Source organism: Williamsia sp. Y844 (genome assembly GCF_056786475.1).
On record NZ_JBXCJB010000005.1, the window covers coordinates 318,201 to 335,769 of the forward strand.

General features: G+C 65.0%; 15 protein-coding genes. 13 read left to right on the forward strand and 2 right to left on the reverse strand.

Features of this window, described 5'->3' with window-relative positions; all coding sequences use genetic code 11:
* The first annotated feature begins 16 nt into the window (after positions 1-16).
* The gene (locus tag AC1TQG_RS26640; RefSeq protein WP_482141915.1) at positions 17-1,546 is read left to right on the forward strand and encodes a helix-turn-helix domain-containing protein; all 1,530 of its coding nucleotides are present in this window, start codon (positions 17-19) and stop codon (positions 1,544-1,546) included.
* Positions 1,547-1,556: 10 nt separating this feature from the next.
* On the opposite strand, the gene AC1TQG_RS26645 is transcribed toward AC1TQG_RS26640, so the two are convergent.
* On the reverse strand, positions 1,557-2,312 hold the full coding sequence (locus AC1TQG_RS26645) for an ABC transporter permease (RefSeq protein WP_482141916.1): 756 nt from the start codon (positions 2,310-2,312) through the stop codon (positions 1,557-1,559).
* On the reverse strand, positions 2,312-3,028 hold the full coding sequence (locus tag AC1TQG_RS26650; protein WP_482141917.1) for an ABC transporter ATP-binding protein: 717 nt from the start codon (positions 3,026-3,028) through the stop codon (positions 2,312-2,314). Before AC1TQG_RS26650 ends, AC1TQG_RS26645 begins: the two co-directional genes overlap by 1 nt.
* A gap of 92 nt (positions 3,029-3,120) precedes the next feature.
* On the opposite strand from AC1TQG_RS26650, the gene argC reads away from it, so the two are divergent.
* The 12 genes from argC (at position 3,121) to tyrS (ending at position 17,052) form a co-directional block, all read left to right on the forward strand.
* A complete protein-coding gene (gene argC / locus AC1TQG_RS26655; RefSeq protein WP_482141918.1) occupies positions 3,121-4,158 on the forward strand; it encodes an N-acetyl-gamma-glutamyl-phosphate reductase in 1,038 nt (345 codons plus the stop codon).
* A 101-nt stretch (positions 4,159-4,259) separates the two neighbouring features.
* On the forward strand, positions 4,260-5,447 hold the full coding sequence (argJ, locus tag AC1TQG_RS26660; RefSeq protein ID WP_482141950.1) for a bifunctional glutamate N-acetyltransferase/amino-acid acetyltransferase ArgJ: 1,188 nt from the start codon (positions 4,260-4,262) through the stop codon (positions 5,445-5,447).
* Positions 5,444-6,460, forward strand: a complete 1,017-nt coding sequence (argB, locus tag AC1TQG_RS26665; RefSeq protein WP_482141919.1) for an acetylglutamate kinase — start codon at positions 5,444-5,446, stop codon at positions 6,458-6,460. Before argJ ends, argB begins: the two co-directional genes overlap by 4 nt.
* The gene (locus AC1TQG_RS26670; protein ID WP_482141920.1) at positions 6,457-7,674 is read left to right on the forward strand and encodes an acetylornithine transaminase; all 1,218 of its coding nucleotides are present in this window, start codon (positions 6,457-6,459) and stop codon (positions 7,672-7,674) included. Before argB ends, AC1TQG_RS26670 begins: the two co-directional genes overlap by 4 nt.
* Positions 7,671-8,594, forward strand: a complete 924-nt coding sequence (gene argF, locus AC1TQG_RS26675) for an ornithine carbamoyltransferase (RefSeq protein WP_482141921.1) — start codon at positions 7,671-7,673, stop codon at positions 8,592-8,594. The genes AC1TQG_RS26670 and argF overlap by 4 nt, the downstream gene beginning before the upstream one ends.
* A complete protein-coding gene (locus tag AC1TQG_RS26680; RefSeq protein ID WP_482141922.1) occupies positions 8,573-9,061 on the forward strand; it encodes an arginine repressor in 489 nt (162 codons plus the stop codon). The genes argF and AC1TQG_RS26680 overlap by 22 nt, the downstream gene beginning before the upstream one ends.
* An 88-nt stretch (positions 9,062-9,149) precedes the next feature.
* Positions 9,150-10,349: an argininosuccinate synthase gene (locus AC1TQG_RS26685; protein ID WP_482141923.1), complete on the forward strand. Its 1,200-nt coding sequence runs from the start codon at positions 9,150-9,152 to the stop codon at positions 10,347-10,349.
* Entirely contained in the window at positions 10,350-11,771 is a 1,422-nt protein-coding gene (argH, locus tag AC1TQG_RS26690; RefSeq protein WP_482141924.1) for an argininosuccinate lyase, read from the forward strand. It begins immediately after the preceding gene.
* 108 nt (positions 11,772-11,879) lie between these two features.
* Positions 11,880-14,846, forward strand: coding sequence for an AMP-binding protein (locus tag AC1TQG_RS26695; RefSeq protein ID WP_482141925.1), 2,967 nt, complete (start codon positions 11,880-11,882; stop codon positions 14,844-14,846).
* Positions 14,847-14,850: 4 nt separating this feature from the next.
* The gene (locus AC1TQG_RS26700) at positions 14,851-15,090 is read left to right on the forward strand and encodes a Trm112 family protein (protein ID WP_482141926.1); all 240 of its coding nucleotides are present in this window, start codon (positions 14,851-14,853) and stop codon (positions 15,088-15,090) included.
* Complete coding sequence (locus AC1TQG_RS26705) at positions 15,038-15,769, forward strand: DNA-3-methyladenine glycosylase (protein WP_482141927.1); 732 nt, start codon at positions 15,038-15,040, stop codon at positions 15,767-15,769. Before AC1TQG_RS26700 ends, AC1TQG_RS26705 begins: the two co-directional genes overlap by 53 nt.
* Positions 15,766-17,052: a tyrosine--tRNA ligase gene (gene tyrS / locus AC1TQG_RS26710; protein WP_482141928.1), complete on the forward strand. Its 1,287-nt coding sequence runs from the start codon at positions 15,766-15,768 to the stop codon at positions 17,050-17,052. Before AC1TQG_RS26705 ends, tyrS begins: the two co-directional genes overlap by 4 nt.
* Positions 17,053-17,569: the final 517 nt, after the last annotated feature.

Genomic DNA, 17,569 nt, shown 5'->3' on the forward strand with positions numbered 1-17,569 from the left:
GGTGCTCTTGTCGGATATGGCAACGATTCCCGGTCTCGACTTCATCGAGGTCGTGCCCGGTGATGGCGATCCTCAGGTGCACGGGGTCTACACCACCGACCTCGGCGATCCATTGGCGTTCCTCTACGGCGGGGAGCTCGTGCTGACCAGTGGTTTGTGGTACCGGGAGCCGGTTGATGCGGATACCTTTGTCGGGGCGTTGACCGGTGGTCATGCAGCCGCACTGGTGGTGGGTCTGGCGGCAATCGGTGAGGTTCCGCCTGCGCTGATTCGGGCGTGCCGGGAGACCGGACTGGCACTGTTCGCGGTGGAGGGTGCGGTGTCGTTCCGCTTCCTGACCGAAACCGTGATGCGTGCGCTGGCAGGCGCGGCGGGAAAGCTGACGCTCCACCGAGACCTGGTCGCCGACCTCGCCGCCGGTGAAGGGGCAAGCGGTCTGGTCGGTTCGCTTCGCCGGGCTTTGGGGGTCGATTGTGCCGTGGTGACCGCGACGGGCCGGATGGTCGCAGGCGGGCTCACCGGAACGGGGTCCGAAGGCCTGGCCGTCGCGTTCCGAAAGGCGTTGAGCGAATGGGCATTCCCCTCGGCGCAGCGGATCGACGAGGGCGACGTCTCGTTCTTCGCGGTGCAGTCGCCGGTGGCCAGGCGTCCGGCGGTCGCATATGTGGCCATTGCGAGTGATCACCGCACGCAGGCTCCGTGGATGTCGACCGCGGTCGAGGAGGTCTGCGCATTGCTGGCCATGGACCGGTCGACCAGGTATGAGTCGCGGCGGCTCGAGGAACGCATGGTTCGGGAGGCGCTCGCCCGCCTGCACCGGCACGATTCCGCGGGCGCCGCCGGCCAATTCCGGAGCCTGGGCTTCGAGGACGACGTGCCGGTGAGCTGCATCGTGGTGAGTTCTCGCGACACCCGCTACGGGACGGAACTCGCCGGTGTCATCCTCGAGGAACTGCACGACGAGATGCCGCTGTCCACCGCTCCGGTGAAACTGTCGTCAGAGGCATACCTGATGTTTGTCGGCGTTGCCCCTGAGTTGACGGCGGATGCAGCCAATATCCTTTCCGCGCAAGTTCGTTCGATTGCGCAGCGGCTGAGCCCGCTCCTGGATCGTGGGTATGTGGCGATCGGTACGGGTACACCCGGCCAACTGCCCGAAGGTGCGCGCGTATCGATGAGCGAGGCCGAATACACGCACCGATACGCGACCCAGGGTGGCGGGCCGATCAGGTTTGCCGACAACAATTCGTTGTCGTCGCATCTACTGCTGGTGGCTTCGGTCCCGGACGAGATCAAGCGGGTCTTTCGACAACGTCTGATCGGGGTGGTCGCCGATCACGACGAACGCCACCGGACCGACCTGCTGCCCACGCTCGGAGTGTTTCTCGAGGAATCGGGCTCGTGGAGCCGCAGCGCCGAACGGCTGCACATCCATGTCAACACCCTGCGCTATCGGTTGCAGCGAGTCGAGAAGCTGACCGATCGAAGTCTCGCGACACTGCACGACAGGGTTGATTTCGTTCTCGCGCTCAGTATTTCGGAGTGAGCGGTGCGCGTCAGGGCGTGGTGCGACGCAGGGTGGCCGCACCCAGACATAGCGCGACGACCGAAAAGGCCAGCACGACAACCAGGTCACGCCACATCTGGCCGGTAGGGTCGGGGTGTGCGGCGACCTGTTGCAGTGCGTCGACGGCGTAGGTGACCGGGAGTATCCCGCTGATCCAGTCCAGCCAGTCGGCCATCTGATTGCGTGGCACGAACAGTCCGCACAGCAGGAGCTGGGGTATCACCACGACCGGGATGAACTGCACCGCCTGGAACTCGGTGCGGGCGAATGCGGAGAAGAACAGTCCCAATGCCACACCGAGTATTGCAACCAGGACGGCGATCACCACCACCCAGACGGCCTGGCCTGCGATGTCGAGGTCGAGGATCCAGAAGGCCACCGCACTCGCGAGAATTGCCTGCGCCGCGGCGGCGACCGAGAACGCGGCGCCGTATCCGGCGAGGAGGTCGAGTTTGCCCAGCGGTGTGGTGAGTAGGCGTTCGAGGGTGCCGGACGTTCGCTCCCGGACCATGGCGATCGACGTCGTGACGAACATCAGCACGAACGGCAGGATGCCGAGCATGATGATTCCGATCTCGTCGAAACGTGAGGTCCCCGGGATGCGGCCGGGCTGATCCTCGAACATGAAGTACAGCAACACCATCAGGATGCACGGCACCACGAGGATCAGTGCGACGGTGCGACGGTCGTCGAGTAGCTGCCGGAGTATGCGTCGCGTGGTGGCCGCGAACCGACGCCAGCGCATCAGCCGGCTTCCTTGGTGATCAGCTGCAGGAATGCCGTTTCGAGATTGGTCTGCCCGGTGCGTTCTCGGAGCTGGGCAGGCGTCAGTTCGGCGAGTATTCGTCCTTCGCGCATCAGGATCAGGTTGTCGCAGCGGTCGGCCTCGTCCATCACATGACTCGAAACCAGCAAGGTTGCACCTGCTTCGGCCAGTGCATGAAATCGATCCCACAGGTCTTTGCGTAACACCGGATCGAGGCCGACGGTGGGTTCGTCGAGGATGAGCAGCGTCGGAGAACCGACAAGTGCACAGGCAATCGAGACGCGACTGAGTTGGCCACCGGACAGGTCCAGCGTCTTGCGCGCGCGGAACTCGGTCAGACCCACCGCGTCGAGTGCGCTGCTCACCCCGGCCCGGTTGTCGTAGAGATCGGCGAAATACGTGACGTTCTGCTCGACGGTCAGGTCGGTGTAGACCGAGGGTGCCTGTGTCACGTAGCCGACCAGGTGTCGCAGCGCAGCGGTGCCGGCCGGTTGGTCGAGGACCGTCACCGAGCCGGATTCGATCTGCTGGGTGCCGACGATGGCACGCATCAGGGTGGTCTTGCCGCAGCCCGACGGACCGAGAAGCCCGGTGATGGACCCCGCGGGTACCGTGAGGTCCAAGTCATGCAAGACAAGATTGCCGCCTCGCTTGACGACAAGCGATTGCGCGATGATCGCTGCGGGCCTGGTCACCGTTCAGTCTTACCGTGCTGCGCACCGGCCCGGCGGCAAAGCGCGGGGACCCGCGAATGAATTAACTTGCGGTGGGGTGCATAATGAATCATATGAGTGTGACAGTCGCAGTAGCCGGCGCAAGCGGGTATGCAGGTGGGGAGATTCTTCGTCTGCTGCTCGGTCATCCCAAATATGCATCCGGAGAGTTACAGATCGGTGCCCTGACGGCCGGATCGAATGCCGGATCGTTGCTCGGGGAGCACCATCCTCATCTGCTGCCCTTGGCGGATCGTGAATTGTCGGAGACGACCACCGAGATCCTGTCCGGGCATGACATCGTCTTCCTTGGCCTGCCGCACGGAACCTCCGGACCCGTTGCCGATGCGTTGCCGCCCGCGACCCTCGTGATCGATTGTGGCGCCGACTTCCGGCTGCAGGACCCGGCGGAGTGGGAGCGGTACTACGGCGGGACCCACGCCGGTAGCTGGCCCTACGGACTGCCGGAACTGCCCGGCAATCGGGATGTTCTCTCGGGTGCCACCCGGATCGCGGTGCCCGGTTGCTATCCGACCGTGAGCACGCTGGCGCTGCTGCCTGCCGTCGCAGCGGGCATCATCGCGCCGCAGGTGACCATCGTTGCCGTCAGTGGCGCTTCGGGTGCCGGGCGATCGCCGAAGGTCGACCTGCTCGCCTCCGAGGTGATCGGCTCGGCTCGGGCGTACGGCGTCGGTGGTGTTCACCGGCACACACCGGAGATCATCCAGAACCTGTCGGCGGTGGCAAACGCGCCGGTCAGCGTCTCGTTCACGCCGGTGCTGGCGCCGATGGCACGGGGAATCCTGGCGACCTGCACCGCACCGACATCGGTCACGACGGCCCAGGCGCGGGCGGTATACGAAAAGGCATACGCCGACGAACCGTTTGTGACCCTGTTGCCCGAGGGGCGGCAGCCTGCCACCGGCTCGGTGATCGGCTCGAACGCGGTGCAACTCAGTGTCACGGTCGATGAGCGTTCCGGCACCTTGATCGCGGTCGGCGCGATCGACAATTTGACCAAGGGCACCGGTGGCGGTGCCGTGCAATCGATGAATCTGGCCCTGGGATGGGGCGAAACCGAAGGACTGAGCACCGTGGGAGTGGCACCGTGAACAAGGGCAGTGGCGATGTGGCCGCAAGCGGGGGCGATGGAACCGGTGGCAAGGTGGTGGATGTGACCGCGAACTGGCGCGAGGTCGACGGCGGACACCGCATGACCCACCTGCAGGGTGTGACCGCACCCCTGGGGTTCCGGGCCGCGGGCATCAAAGCCGGCATCAAGGCGAGCGGCCGAGAAGACCTGGCGCTCGTGTTCAACGAAGGCCCCGACTATGCGGCGGCCGGAGTGTTCACCTCCAACAAGGTCAAGGCTGCCCCCGTGTTGTGGAGCCAGCAGGTCCTGAGCACCGGACGGCTGCGCGCGGTCGTCCTCAACTCCGGCGGCGCAAATGCCTGCACGGGTCCGGGAGGATTCCAGGACGCCCACGCCACGGCCGAGGCGACCGCAGCGGCGATCAGCGACTGGGGCACCGAGACCGGTGCCATCGAAGTTGCGATCTGTTCAACGGGTTTGATCGGCGATCGCCTTCCGATGGACAAGGTGCTCGCCGGTGTCACCGAGATCGTCCACGAGATGGGCGGCGGCCTGACCGGCGGCACCGATGCCGCATACGCGATCATGACCACCGACACCGTGCCCAAACAAGCGGCCTTCCACCACAGTGATGGCTGGAATGTCGGCGGTATGGCCAAGGGTGCGGGAATGATGGCGCCATCGCTGGCCACAATGCTCTGTGTGATCACCACCGACGCCGCGGTATCGGCCGCGCAGTTGGACGAAGCGCTGCGGGCTGCCACCGCGCTGACGTTCGACCGGCTCGACGTCGATGGTTCATGTTCCACCAATGACACTGTGCTGCTGCTGAGTTCGGGTGCCAGCGAGAAGACGCCGGATCAGTCCGCCCTCAACGAGGCCGTCCGGCTGGTCTGCGATGACCTGGCCACACAGATGCAGGCCGACGCCGAAGGCGTCACCAAGCGGGTTGTGGTGACCGTGACCGGTGCGGCGAGCGAGGCCGATGCGCTGGCCGCCGCTCGCACGATCGCCCGCGACAGCCTGGTCAAGACGGCGCTGTTCGGTTCGGATCCCAACTGGGGCCGGGTGCTGGCCGCGGTCGGCATGGCTCCGGTGGAACTGGATCCCGATCGGATCTCGGTGCGGTTCAACGACTATCCGGTCTGCGAGAACGGCATGGGCGTGGAAGGCGCGCGCGACGCCGACCTCTCGGGCATCGACATCGACCTCACCGTCGACCTCGGAATCGGTTCGGGGACGGCGTTCATCCGGACCACCGACCTCTCCCACGCCTATGTCGAAGAGAACTCGGCCTATTCGTCATGACGGGAGACGAAGCGGAGCGGAGCTCGACCCGTGATCAGACGGGAGACGAAGCGAAGCAGAGCGGATCTGGACCTGCGGTTGCCGGTGAACTGAGTGCGCTGGACAAAGCGCACGTACTCGGTGAGGCGCTGCCCTGGCTCAAACGGTTCGCGGGCAAGGTGGTCGTCATCAAGTACGGCGGCAACGCGATGGTCGACGAGGATCTCAAGGCTGCATTTGCCGAAGATATGGTCTTCCTGCGTACCTGCGGAATTCATCCCGTCGTGGTGCACGGCGGCGGTCCGCAGATCTCGGCGATGCTCGCCCGGCTCGGGATGACCGGCGAGTTCAAAGGTGGCTTCCGGGTGACCACACCCGAGGTGATGGACGTTGCACGGATGGTCCTGTTCGGGCAGGTCGGTCGAGAACTTGTCGGCCTGATCAACGCGCACGGACCGTATGCGGTCGGGATCTCGGGTGAAGACGCCCACCTGTTCACCGCGACCAGGCGTTCCGTGATGGTCGACGGCGAGGCGACGGACATCGGTCTCGTCGGCGACGTGACCACGGTGAACCCGGGCGCAGTCACGGATCTCATTGCGGCCGGACGTATTCCGGTTGTCTCGACGATCGCGCCGGACGCCGACGGCGTGGTTCACAACATCAACGCCGATACCGCGGCGGCAGCGCTGGCCCAGGCGCTCGGAGCCGAGAAGCTCGTCGTGCTCACGGACGTCGAGGGCCTGTACACGAACTGGCCCGATCGCGGATCGCTGGTGTCGGAGATCAACACGACCGCATTGGCCGAATTGCTGCCGACCCTGGATGCCGGGATGGTGCCGAAGATGGAGGCCTGCCTGCGCGCGGTGGCCGGGGGAGTGCCCCGCGCACACGTGATCGACGGCCGCACACCGCATTCGACACTGCTCGAACTCTTCACAACCGAAGGCAACGGAACCATGGTCGTGCCCGACATCGACCATGCCGTCCCGGCCGCTTACGGCGAACAGCCACTTATCGAGGAAAAATCATGACCAAGCAAGCCGATGTCAGTCAGCAGGCCGATCCGACCGTCGCACTGCAGGAGCGGTGGACGGCTTCGATGATGAACAACTACGGCACCCCGAAGGTGGCGCTGCGCTCGGGTAAGGGTGCGGTTGTGACCGATGTCGATGGTCGCGAGTACCTCGACCTCCTCGGCGGCATCGCGGTGAACATCCTCGGGCACGGCAATCCGGCGATCATCGATGCGGTCACCGAGCAGCTCTCCACGCTCGGACACACATCGAATCTCTATGTCACCGAACCGGTCATCAAGCTGGCCGAGTCCCTCTTGTCCCGGTGGGGTGTTGAGGGCAAGGCGTTCTTCTGCAACTCCGGCGCCGAGGCCAACGAGGCCGCATTCAAGATCGCGCGCCTGACCGGTCGGCCCGAGATCATCGCTGCCGAGAAGGCCTTTCACGGCCGGACCATGGGCGCGCTCGCGATGACCGGTCAGCCCGCCAAGCGGGCGCCGTTCGAGCCGATGCCTGCCGGGGTGCGCCACGTTCCGTATGGCGACCTCGAGGCAATGAAGGCCGCGATCGGCCCGCAAACTGCAGCGGTCATCCTCGAACCCATCATGGGGGAGAGTGGTGTGATCGTGCCGCCGGTGGATTATCTGGCCGCGGTCCGGGCGTTGACCGCCGAGCACGGCGCGCTCCTGATCTTCGATGAGGTACAGACCGGAATCGCCCGTACCGGAACGTTTTATGCGCATCAGGCGTCCGGGGTCACCCCGGACGTGATGACGTTGGCCAAGGGGCTCGGCGGGGGTCTGCCGATCGGTGCGGTCCTGGCCACCGGCGCTGCTGCCGATCTGCTGCAGCCCGGACAACACGGGACCACATTCGGAGGTAACCCGGTGTGCGCCGCGGCGGCACTGGCCGTGCTCGAACAGGTCGACACCCTCGATCTGACCAATCATGCTGCGCGGCTTGGCAAACACATCACGTCGTCGATCGAAGAACTCGATCACCCGCTGATCGACCACTCGCGTGGGTCGGGCCTGCTGATCGGAATCGTGCTGACCGAGCCCCTCGCTCCGGCCGTCGAGGCGGTGGCGCGCGATCACGGCTACCTCATCAACGCGCCCGGTCCCGACGTGTTGCGGCTGGCTCCGCCGCTGATCCTCACCGAAGAACAGGCCACAGGATTCGTGAACGATCTCCCGGGGATACTCGACGCCGCGAAAGGAGCCGCGTCATGACGCGCCATTTCCTGCGCGACGATGACCTGTCGCCCGCCGAGCAGGCGCGCGTGCTCGAACTCGCCGCCGAGCTGAAGCGGGATCCCTTCTCCCACAAGCCGCTTGCCGGGCCCAAAGGTGTCGGTGTCATCTTCGACAAGAACTCCACCCGCACCCGATTCTCGTTCGAGGTGGGCATCGCGCAACTCGGCGGTCATGCCGTCGTCGTCGATGGCAAGGCCACCCAGCTCGGCCGAGATGAGACCCTCGCCGACACCGGCCGGGTGCTGTCCCGGTACGTCGAGGCCGTGGTCTGGCGCACCTATGGTCAGGACCGGCTCGAGGAGATGGCGTCGGCGGCGACGATCCCGATCGTCAATGCGCTCTCCGACGACTTCCATCCCTGCCAGGTCCTCGCCGACCTGCAGACGATCGCCGAGCAGAAGGGATCCCTTGCTGGGCTGACCCTGACGTACCTCGGTGACGGCGCCAACAACATGGCCCACTCGCTGATGCTCGGTGGCGCGACCGCCGGCATGCACATCCGGATCAGCGCACCCGAGGGATTCACCCCCGACGAGCGGTTTGTCGGCTACGCCACCGAACGCGCCGAACTGACCGGTGGCAGCGTCGCAGTCATCGGTGATCCGCGCGAGGCCGCGGCCGGGGCCGATGTACTGGTCACCGACACCTGGACCTCGATGGGCCAGGAGGACGACGGCAAAGACCGGATGGCGCCGTTCTGGCCGTACCAGATCAACGCCGAACTGGTTGCGCTCGCGGATCCCGGGGCCATCGTCATGCACTGCCTGCCGGCTCACCGCGGAGAAGAGATCACCGACGAGGTCCTCGACGGCCCGCGCAGTGTGGTCTACGACGAGGCCGAAAACCGTTTGCACGCACAGAAAGCGGTGCTCTTGTGGCTTCTGGAACAGCAGTGACCACCCGGGCAGCTCGTCATGCCCGGATCGTGGCCCTGCTGTCCGGTGCCCAGGTGCACAGCCAGACCGAGTTGCAGACCCTGCTGGCAGACGAGGGTATCGAGGCGACCCAGGCGACGTTGTCGCGCGACCTCGACGAGCTCGGTGCGGTGAAGTTACGCGGGGCCGACGGTGGATCGGGGATCTACGTCGTGCCGGAGGACGGATCCCCGGTGCGCGGCGTCATCGGCGGCACCGACCGCCTGTCCCGTCTGCTCGGTGAACTGCTCGTCTCGGTCGACTCGAGCGGCACCATGGCGGTGCTGCGCACCCCGCCGGGTGGGGCGCACTATCTTGCCAGCGCACTCGACCGCGCGACCCTCCCGGAGGTCGTCGGGACCATCGCCGGAGACGACACATTGTTCGTGCTCGCCCGCGAACCTTTGACCGGAGCGGACCTGGCCGAAATGCTGGAGGCGTTGGCATGAGATTCTGACATGCGGCCGCGTACCACCACGCACACGTTTTGAACACCCAAGACTTCATCATCACGAACAAACAAGGAGTGATCCCCTCATGGCGGAGCGCGTAATCCTCGCGTACTCGGGCGGCCTGGACACCTCGGTGGCCATCAGCTGGATCGGTAAAGAGACCGGTAAGGAGGTCGTGGCGGTTGCCATCGACCTCGGTCAGGGCGGCGAGGACATGGAGGTGGTTCGTCAGCGAGCCATCGATTGTGGCGCTGTCGAGTCGGTGGTGGTCGACGCCCGGGACGAGTTCGCGGACGAGTACTGCCTTCCGACCATCACCAGCAATGCGCTGTACATGGACCGGTACCCGCTGGTCTCGGCGATCTCACGGCCGCTGATCGTCAAGCACCTGGTGACCGCCGCGCGTGATCACGGCGGCACGATCGTCGCCCACGGCTGCACCGGCAAGGGCAACGACCAGGTCCGGTTCGAGGTCGGATTCGCGTCGTTGGCGCCTGAACTCGACGTCATCGCCCCGGTCCGCGACTACGCCTGGACCCGCGAGAAGGCGATCGCGTTTGCCGAGGAGAACGGCATCCCGATCAACGTGTCGAAGAAGTCTCCGTTCTCGATCGACCAGAACGTGTGGGGTCGTGCAGTGGAGACCGGCTTCCTCGAGGATCTGTGGAATGCGCCCACCAAGGACGTGTACTCGTACACCGAGGACCCGACCACTCATTGGCAGGCTCCCGACGAGGTCATCATCAGCTTCGACAAGGGTCGCCCGGTGGCCATCGACGGACGGCCGGTCAGCGTGCTCGAGGCGATCGTCGAACTCAATCGCCGCGCCGGAGCACACGGCGTCGGCCGCCTCGACGTCGTCGAGGACCGGCTTGTCGGCATCAAGAGCCGTGAGATCTACGAGGCACCCGGCGCGATGGTCCTGATCCGTGCGCACGAGGAACTCGAGCACGTCACCCTCGAACGCGAACTGGGTCGTTACAAGCGCCACACCGATCAGAAGTGGGCCGAGCTGGTCTACGACGGTCTGTGGTTCTCGCCGCTGAAGGCTTCGCTCGAAGCGTTTGTCGATCACACCCAGGAGCACGTCTCCGGTGACATCCGGCTCAACCTGCACGGTGGCCACATCGCGGTCACCGGACGTCGCAGCGGTGAGTCGCTGTATGACTTCAACCTCGCCACCTACGACGAGGGCGACACCTTCGATCAGTCGGCCGCCAAGGGATTCGTTCACCTGCACGGGCTGTCCTCGAAGATCGCCGCGAAGCGGGACCTGGGCCTGTAGATGACCCCGTCTTCAGGTTCCGGGACCAACGAGGGTTCGCTGTGGGGCGGCCGGTTCGCATCCGGACCGGCCGACGCCATGGCGGCCCTGAGCAAGTCGACCCACTTCGATTGGGTACTGGCTCCGTACGACGTCCGGGCGTCGCAGGCGCATGCCCGGATCCTGCACAAGGCCGGACTGCTGTCGGACGACGACCTGGCCACCATGCAGGACGGTCTGACGCGGCTGGCCGATGATGTGCGTTCCGGCGCGTTCGGTCCGGCCGAGTCCGATGAAGACGTCCATGGAGCCCTCGAGCGCGGCCTGATCGAGCGTGTCGGTCCCGAGGTCGGCGGACGGCTGCGTGCCGGTCGTTCGCGCAACGACCAGGTGGCAACGCTGTTCCGCATGTGGTTGCGGGACGCGGTCCGTCAGGTCGCCACCGGCGTGCTCGACGTGGTCGATGCACTGGTCGCCCAGGCGAAGGCGCATCCCGACGCGGTGATGCCGGGTAAGACACATCTGCAGGCTGCACAGCCGGTCTTGTTGTCCCATCATCTGTTGGCCCACGCGCATCCGCTCCTGCGAGATGTCGAGCGCCTCAAGGACTTCGACAAGCGTGCTGCGGTCTCGCCGTACGGTTCGGGTGCGTTGGCAGGGTCGTCGCTGGGACTTGATCCGGCCGCGATCGCCGAGGACCTCGGATTCGACAGCGCTGCCGAGAACTCCATCGATGCCACGTCTTCGCGTGACTTCGCTGCCGAGGCGGCCTTCGTGTTCGCGCTCATCGGTGTCGATCTGTCGCGGATGGCCGAAGAGGTGATCCTGTGGAGCACACCGGAATTCGGCTACATCACGCTCGCTGACGAATGGTCGACCGGTAGCTCGATCATGCCGCAGAAGAAGAACCCGGACGTCTCTGAGCTCACGCGCGGCAAGTCCGGCCGGATGATCGGCAATCTCACCGGATTGCTGGCCACCCTCAAGGCGCAGCCGCTCGCGTACAACCGCGACCTGCAAGAGGACAAGGAACCGGTCTTCGACTCGGTTGCCCAACTCCAGTTGTTGTTGCCTGCGATCGCAGGTCTGGTGGGCACGCTGACATTCCACGAAGAGCGCATGGCGGAACTCGCTCCGGCCGGATTCACCCTCGCGACCGACATCGCGGAGTGGCTCGTCCGGGCCGGCGTGCCGTTCCGGGTCGCCCACGAGGTGGCCGGTGCCTGCGTGCGGGCGGCCGAGGAACGTGGTGTCGGACTTGCTGATCTGACCGATGAGCAGTTCGCCGCGATCAATCCGGCGCTGACACCCGATGTCCGCGAGGTGCTGACGGTGGCGGGATCGATCGCTTCCCGTGATGCACTCGGTGGGACGGCCGGTGTCCGGGTGGCGGAGCAGTTGCAGCGACTGGTGGCCAAGGCTACGGAGCACCGCGACTTCTGACCCAGGGAGACTGGGCGCCGGGATGTATGTCTGTGGGTGGCAGGCGATGACGCCGGGTAATATGTGATAGCAGTCACCTATTTTTCGGTGTGGTTCTGAGGGGGGTTTGTGCGAGGCGTTCCCAATATCAAGGAATCCCTTGATCGTGTTGTGGCCACGGCGCAGAACGGGCTCGAGGTCATCCGGTACGGCGGTCTCGAGACCGGGACCCGGCCCGCTCCGTTCCGCGTGGAGGAGACGGTCCCGATGTACCGGCTGCGTCGGTACTTCCCGGACGAGGTGGCCGCGGGTCCGCCTGTGGTGCTCGTACCGCCGATGATGGTGTCGGCGAACGTCTATGACGTCACCACCGACAACGGGGCGGTGAGCATCCTGCACCGGGCCGGACTCGACCCCTGGGTGGTCGACTTCGGTTCGCCGGACAAGGTCGCAGGCGGCATGCGCCGCACCCTCGCCGACCACATCGTGTCCATCGACGAGATCATCGACCGGGTGCGCGCGGTGACCGGCAAGGACGTGCACCTCGCCGGGTACTCCCAGGGCGGCATGTTCTGCTACCAGGCTGCGGCCTACCGCCGTTCCAAGGGCATCGCAAGCATCGTCACCTACGGCAGTCCTGTGGATGTGCTGGGTGCACTTCCCCTGGGGCTGCCCGCGGCACTGGTGACACCCGGGGCGCAATTCCTCGCCGACAACGTGTTCAACCGCATCGCGATCCCGGGATGGCTGGCCCGCACCGGCTTTCAGCTCGTCGACCCGGTGAAGGCGGCGCGCAGCCGGATCGATTTCCTGCGCCAGCTCCACGACAGGGAAGCGCTGCTGCCACGCGAGGATTCGCGACGCTTCATCGAGGTCGACGGCTGGGTGGCGTGGTCCGGACCCGCGGTGGCAGACGTGCTGCGCCAGTTCGTGGTGCACAACCGGCTCGTCGGCGGTGGATTCGTGATCAACGATCAGGTGGTCACGCTCGCCGAGATCACCTGTCCGGTGCTGGCGTTCCTGGGAGAGGCTGACGACATCGGGCAACCGGTGGCGGTGCGGGGCATCCTGCGGGCCTCGCCGATGGCACAGGTCTTTGAATCATCCTTACCGGTAGGGCATTTCGGGTTGGTCGTCGGATCGACCGCGGGCTCGCGGACATGGCCGGGCACCGGGGAATGGGTCCGCTGGATCGACGGATCGGGGGAGCAGCCGGAAACCATCGAGAAGATGCGCGACGATGTCGACCAGGGCGGTGGAACCGGTGTCAGCTTCTCGTCGCGGGTTGCCCACGGACTGGGGTCGGCCGCCGGGGTGGGTGCCGACACCGGTCGCGACATCGTCGGCGCGGCCAGATCGGTCGGCCGGACCGCCGATGCGGTGCGCCGCGAATCGTTGCGGGTGCTGCCCCGACTGGTGAGGCTCGGTCAGATCCAGTCCCGCACAACCATTTCGCTCGGCAAGTTGATGAACGAGAATGCGCGCCGCAACGGCAAACAAGAATTGTTCCTGTTCGAGGACCGCGTTCTGAGTCATCGGCAGGTCAACGATCGGATCGACAATGTGGTGCGCGGTCTCATCTCGTGTGGGGTCCGACCGGGCGAACATGTCGGTGTGCGGATGCAGACCCGTCCGAGCGCACTGGTGGCCATTGCCGCATTGTCCCGACTCGGTGCGGTCGCGGTCATGGTGTCGGCGGGTTCGGAACTGAAATTGTCTTTGCAGCTGGGGGATTGCTCCCTGGTCATCACCGATCCGGCCAACCTCCAGCAGGTGGCTGCGGTTGCCGATCGGGTACTGGTCCTCGGTGGTGGTGATGAACGGACACTCGCGCAGGCCGATGGCGAACGCATCATCGACATGGAGCAGATCGATCCGGAATCGGTGGAGGTGCCCTCCTGGTATCGGCCCGATCCCGGGCGGGCAGGCGATCTCGCGTTTGTGCTGTTCAGCAAGAATGGCGAAAACCTCGAGAAGTGGCCGGTGACCAACCATCGGTGGGCGTTGTCGGCGTTTGGTGCCGCCTCGGCGGCCGCGCTCAGCGGTAACGACACCGTGTATTGCCTGACACCGTTGCATCATGCGTCCGGACTGCTGACGGCTCTTGGTGGCACCGTCGTCGGCGGTGCGAGAATCGCACTGTCCGCCGGTCTCGACCCCGACACGTTTGCCGCAGAGATCTCTCGGTACGGGATCACGGTGGTCTCGTACACGTGGTCGATGCTCCAGGACATCATCGGGGCCGACGACTTCGCGATCACCGACCACAACACGATCCGGTTGTTCATGGGTTCGGGTATGTCTGCGGGACTGTGGGAGGACGTGAACGAGAAGTTCCCCCGGGCTCGCGTGCTCGAGTTCTTCGCGACCGGCGACGGGTCGGCGATCTTGGCGAATGTGACGGGCACCAAGGTGGGCTCGTCCGGCCGTCCGGTACCAGGTGTCAACGATGTCGCGATCGCCGCATTCGATCTGGCCGAGGGGCGCCTGATCACCGACGACAACGGCTTCGTTCGCGAGGCCCGGGTCGACGAGGTCGGTGTGATGTTGTCAAAAGCCCAGCAGCAGTACGAGTTCGGCGCCACAGTGTTCCGTGATGTGTTCGCGGTTGGCGACCGGTGGCAGCTCTCGGAGCACATGTTCTCCCGCGACGCCGACGGAGACTTCTGGTTCATGGGTCACACCAGTGCGGTGGTCGATTCGACCGATGGATACATCTACCCGCAACCGATCGTTGACGGACTGTCTCGTCTGGTCCAGGTCAAACATGCGGTCGTCTACAAGGTGGGGGAACCGGGTGACGAGATCGCGATCGCTGCGGTGTCGAAACAGGACGGGACCGGTTCGCCGACCGGGTCGGCCCTACGACTGGCTCTAGCCGGTCTGACGCCTGCGCACCGTCCGCACATCATCTCGATCCTCGACCACATCGATCTGACCTCTTCGTATCGACCGCAGGCTTCGGTGCTCCGGGCCGCAGGCATACCGGCGGCCGGCGCGTCGGTCTGGTACCGCGACGAGGGCGGCAGATACCGCAGACTCACCAAGGCGATCGCCCACGAACGCGGGTGGGAACCGGGTGCCGGGTACCGTTGACGCCGTGTCACACGAAGCCGGATTGAGTCCCTTGTTGTTGACCTTGCTGGCCTGCCCACAAGATCACGGTCCGTTGCTGGTCATCGGCAACGAGCAGATGTACAACCCACGCCTGCGCCGGGCCTATCGGATCGATGACGGAATACCCGCATTGCTGATCGACGATGCCCGTGACGTCGATGAGGATGAGCATGAGCAACTGCTCTCGCGCGCAACGGCAACAACCGGCTCCGTCGCCGACTGATCGGTTGTCCGCGCCGATCCTGTTTGATGCCCGCCGGTTGGCCGATGCCACACCGGTGCAGGCCGCACGCCGCCTGCTCGGGTCCTACCTGGAGGTCGACGGTCCCGGCGGGACGGTCCGGATGCGCATCGTCGAGGTCGAGGCCTACGGCGGACCACCCGGCAGTCGATACCCGGATCCGGCGTCGCACGGTTATCGGGGTCGGACGGATCGCAACGTCGTGATGTTCGGCGATGCCGGGCACCTGTACGTCTATCGCTCGTATGGCATCCACTGGTGCGGCAACATCTCGTATGGCCCCGTCGGGCAGTGCGGTGGTGTGCTGATGCGCGCGGGGGAGATCGTCTCAGGTGCTGCGCTCGCCCGCACTCGTCGGCCAACGGCGCGCAACGACAATCAATTGGCCTGTGGCCCAGGCAATGTCGGGTCTGCGATGGCAATCGATCGGAGCTTCAACGGTGCGGCGGTCTGCACCGCCGACTCGCCGGTGCGCTTGTTCCGCGGACCACGCATCCCGGCATCAGCTGTCGGACACGGACCTCGGGTCGGGGTGAGCACCGCACAGGATCACCCGTGGCGACTCTGGGATGAACGCAGCCCCGCGGTGTCCAAGTACCGGCGGGCCACACCCCTCCGACTGTCGGTACCGGCCGCCGATGGGGGAGGATCGACTACGTGACCGCAGCAAATCTCGCACCGGCAGACATCCTGGAAGAACTGACTTGGCGTGGGCTCATCGCCCAGAGCACGGACCTCGACGAGTTGGGGAAAGTGCTGTCCGAGCTGACCACCCTCTACGCCGGCTTCGATCCCACCGCGCCGAGCCTGCATGCCGGGCACCTGGTGCCGCTCCTGACATTGAAGAGGTTCCAACGCGCAGGTCACCGCCCGATCGTGCTGGCAGGCGGAGCCACCGGATTGATCGGTGATCCCCGCGACGTGGGGGAGCGGACCATGCAATCCGCCGAGACCGTCGCCGAGTCAGCCCGTCGGATCAAGGGCCAGCTCGAGCGTTTTGTCGACTTCGATGAATCACCGCAAGGCGCCATCGTCGTCAACAACCTGGACTGGACCGGCAAACTGACCGCCGTCGACTTCCTTCGTGATCTGGGCAAACACTTCTCGGTCAACGTGATGCTCGCCCGTGAGACGGTCCGTCGCCGTCTCGAGTCCGACGGTATGAGTTACACCGAGTTCAGCTATATGTTGTTGCAGGCCAACGACTATTTGCAGCTGCACCGGCAGTACGGCTGCGCGCTGCAGGTCGGCGGATCGGATCAGTGGGGCAACATCATCGCCGGTGTCGACCTCACCCGGCGGGTGGATGGACATGCGGTTCACGCGATGACGGTGCCTCTGGTCACCTCCTCGGATGGCAAGAAGTTCGGAAAGTCGACAGGTGGCGGAAGCCTGTGGCTCGACCCGGAGATGACCACGCCGTACGCCTGGTACCAGTACTTCCTGAACACCGCCGATGCCGACGTCATCCGCTACCTGAAGTGGTTCACCTTCCTGGGTCGCGAAGAAATCGCAGAACTCGAGCAGGTCACGGCCGATTCGCCGCATCTGCGGGCAGCGCAACGGCGGTTGGCCGCGGAGATGACCACCTTGGTGCACGGTCAGGCCAACACCGATGCGGTGGAGACCGCCAGCCAGGCGCTCTTCGGTCGGGCCGAGCTCGACAGCCTCGATGAGGGCACCTTGGCCGCGGCGCTGTCAGAGACCACCGTCGCGGAGTTCGACGCAGGCTCGACCCCCACGATTGTCGAGCTGCTTGTCGCCAGCGGACTGTCCGAAGGCAACAAGGCTGCGCGACGGACCATCAACGAGGGTGGCGCATACGTGAACAACATCAAGATCACCACCGACGACTGGACTCCGGGCGCCGACGATCTGCTCCACGGCGCATGGCTGGTGGTCCGACGGGGCAAGAAGAATCTGGCCGGCGCCAAGATCGGATGAGTTTTTTGCGGGGCCGGGATGGATTGCTCGGACGCAAAACGCTCTGACCAGCCGATTTGACGCGCTGCTGACAACCGCGTAACTTTCTTCAAGTCAGCGAGTGAGGCGCCGGAGAGCGAGAGTCCGGAGCGGCCCTAACACCGACAGGAAGTTCTTTTCCTGAAGGAACAACGCAGACCGCCCAAGTGAGAATCAGATCCACCTTCGAGTGGAGCGTTCAAGCGCGGGTGGACCGAGGTTGAGAAACCCGAGCGCCGCAAGCTGGTTACCAGCGTGTTGCAGGAGAGTTTCGAAGCTGGTAGGTTGGGAGACCTGCGCCAGACAGAGTCGGGTCGCAGAACTTCTAAGGTATACAACATAAATATCCCTTCCAGGATGGCATCGAATGCGTATGTCGAAGTTGGTTGCGGGTGTGTTCTTTGAGAACTCGATAGTGTGTCGATGGATTGTTAGTGCCAATTTAGGTGCTGTATGTCTGTCACGGTGACGAAATCCCATTCCGGGGTTTGGTTCAGTG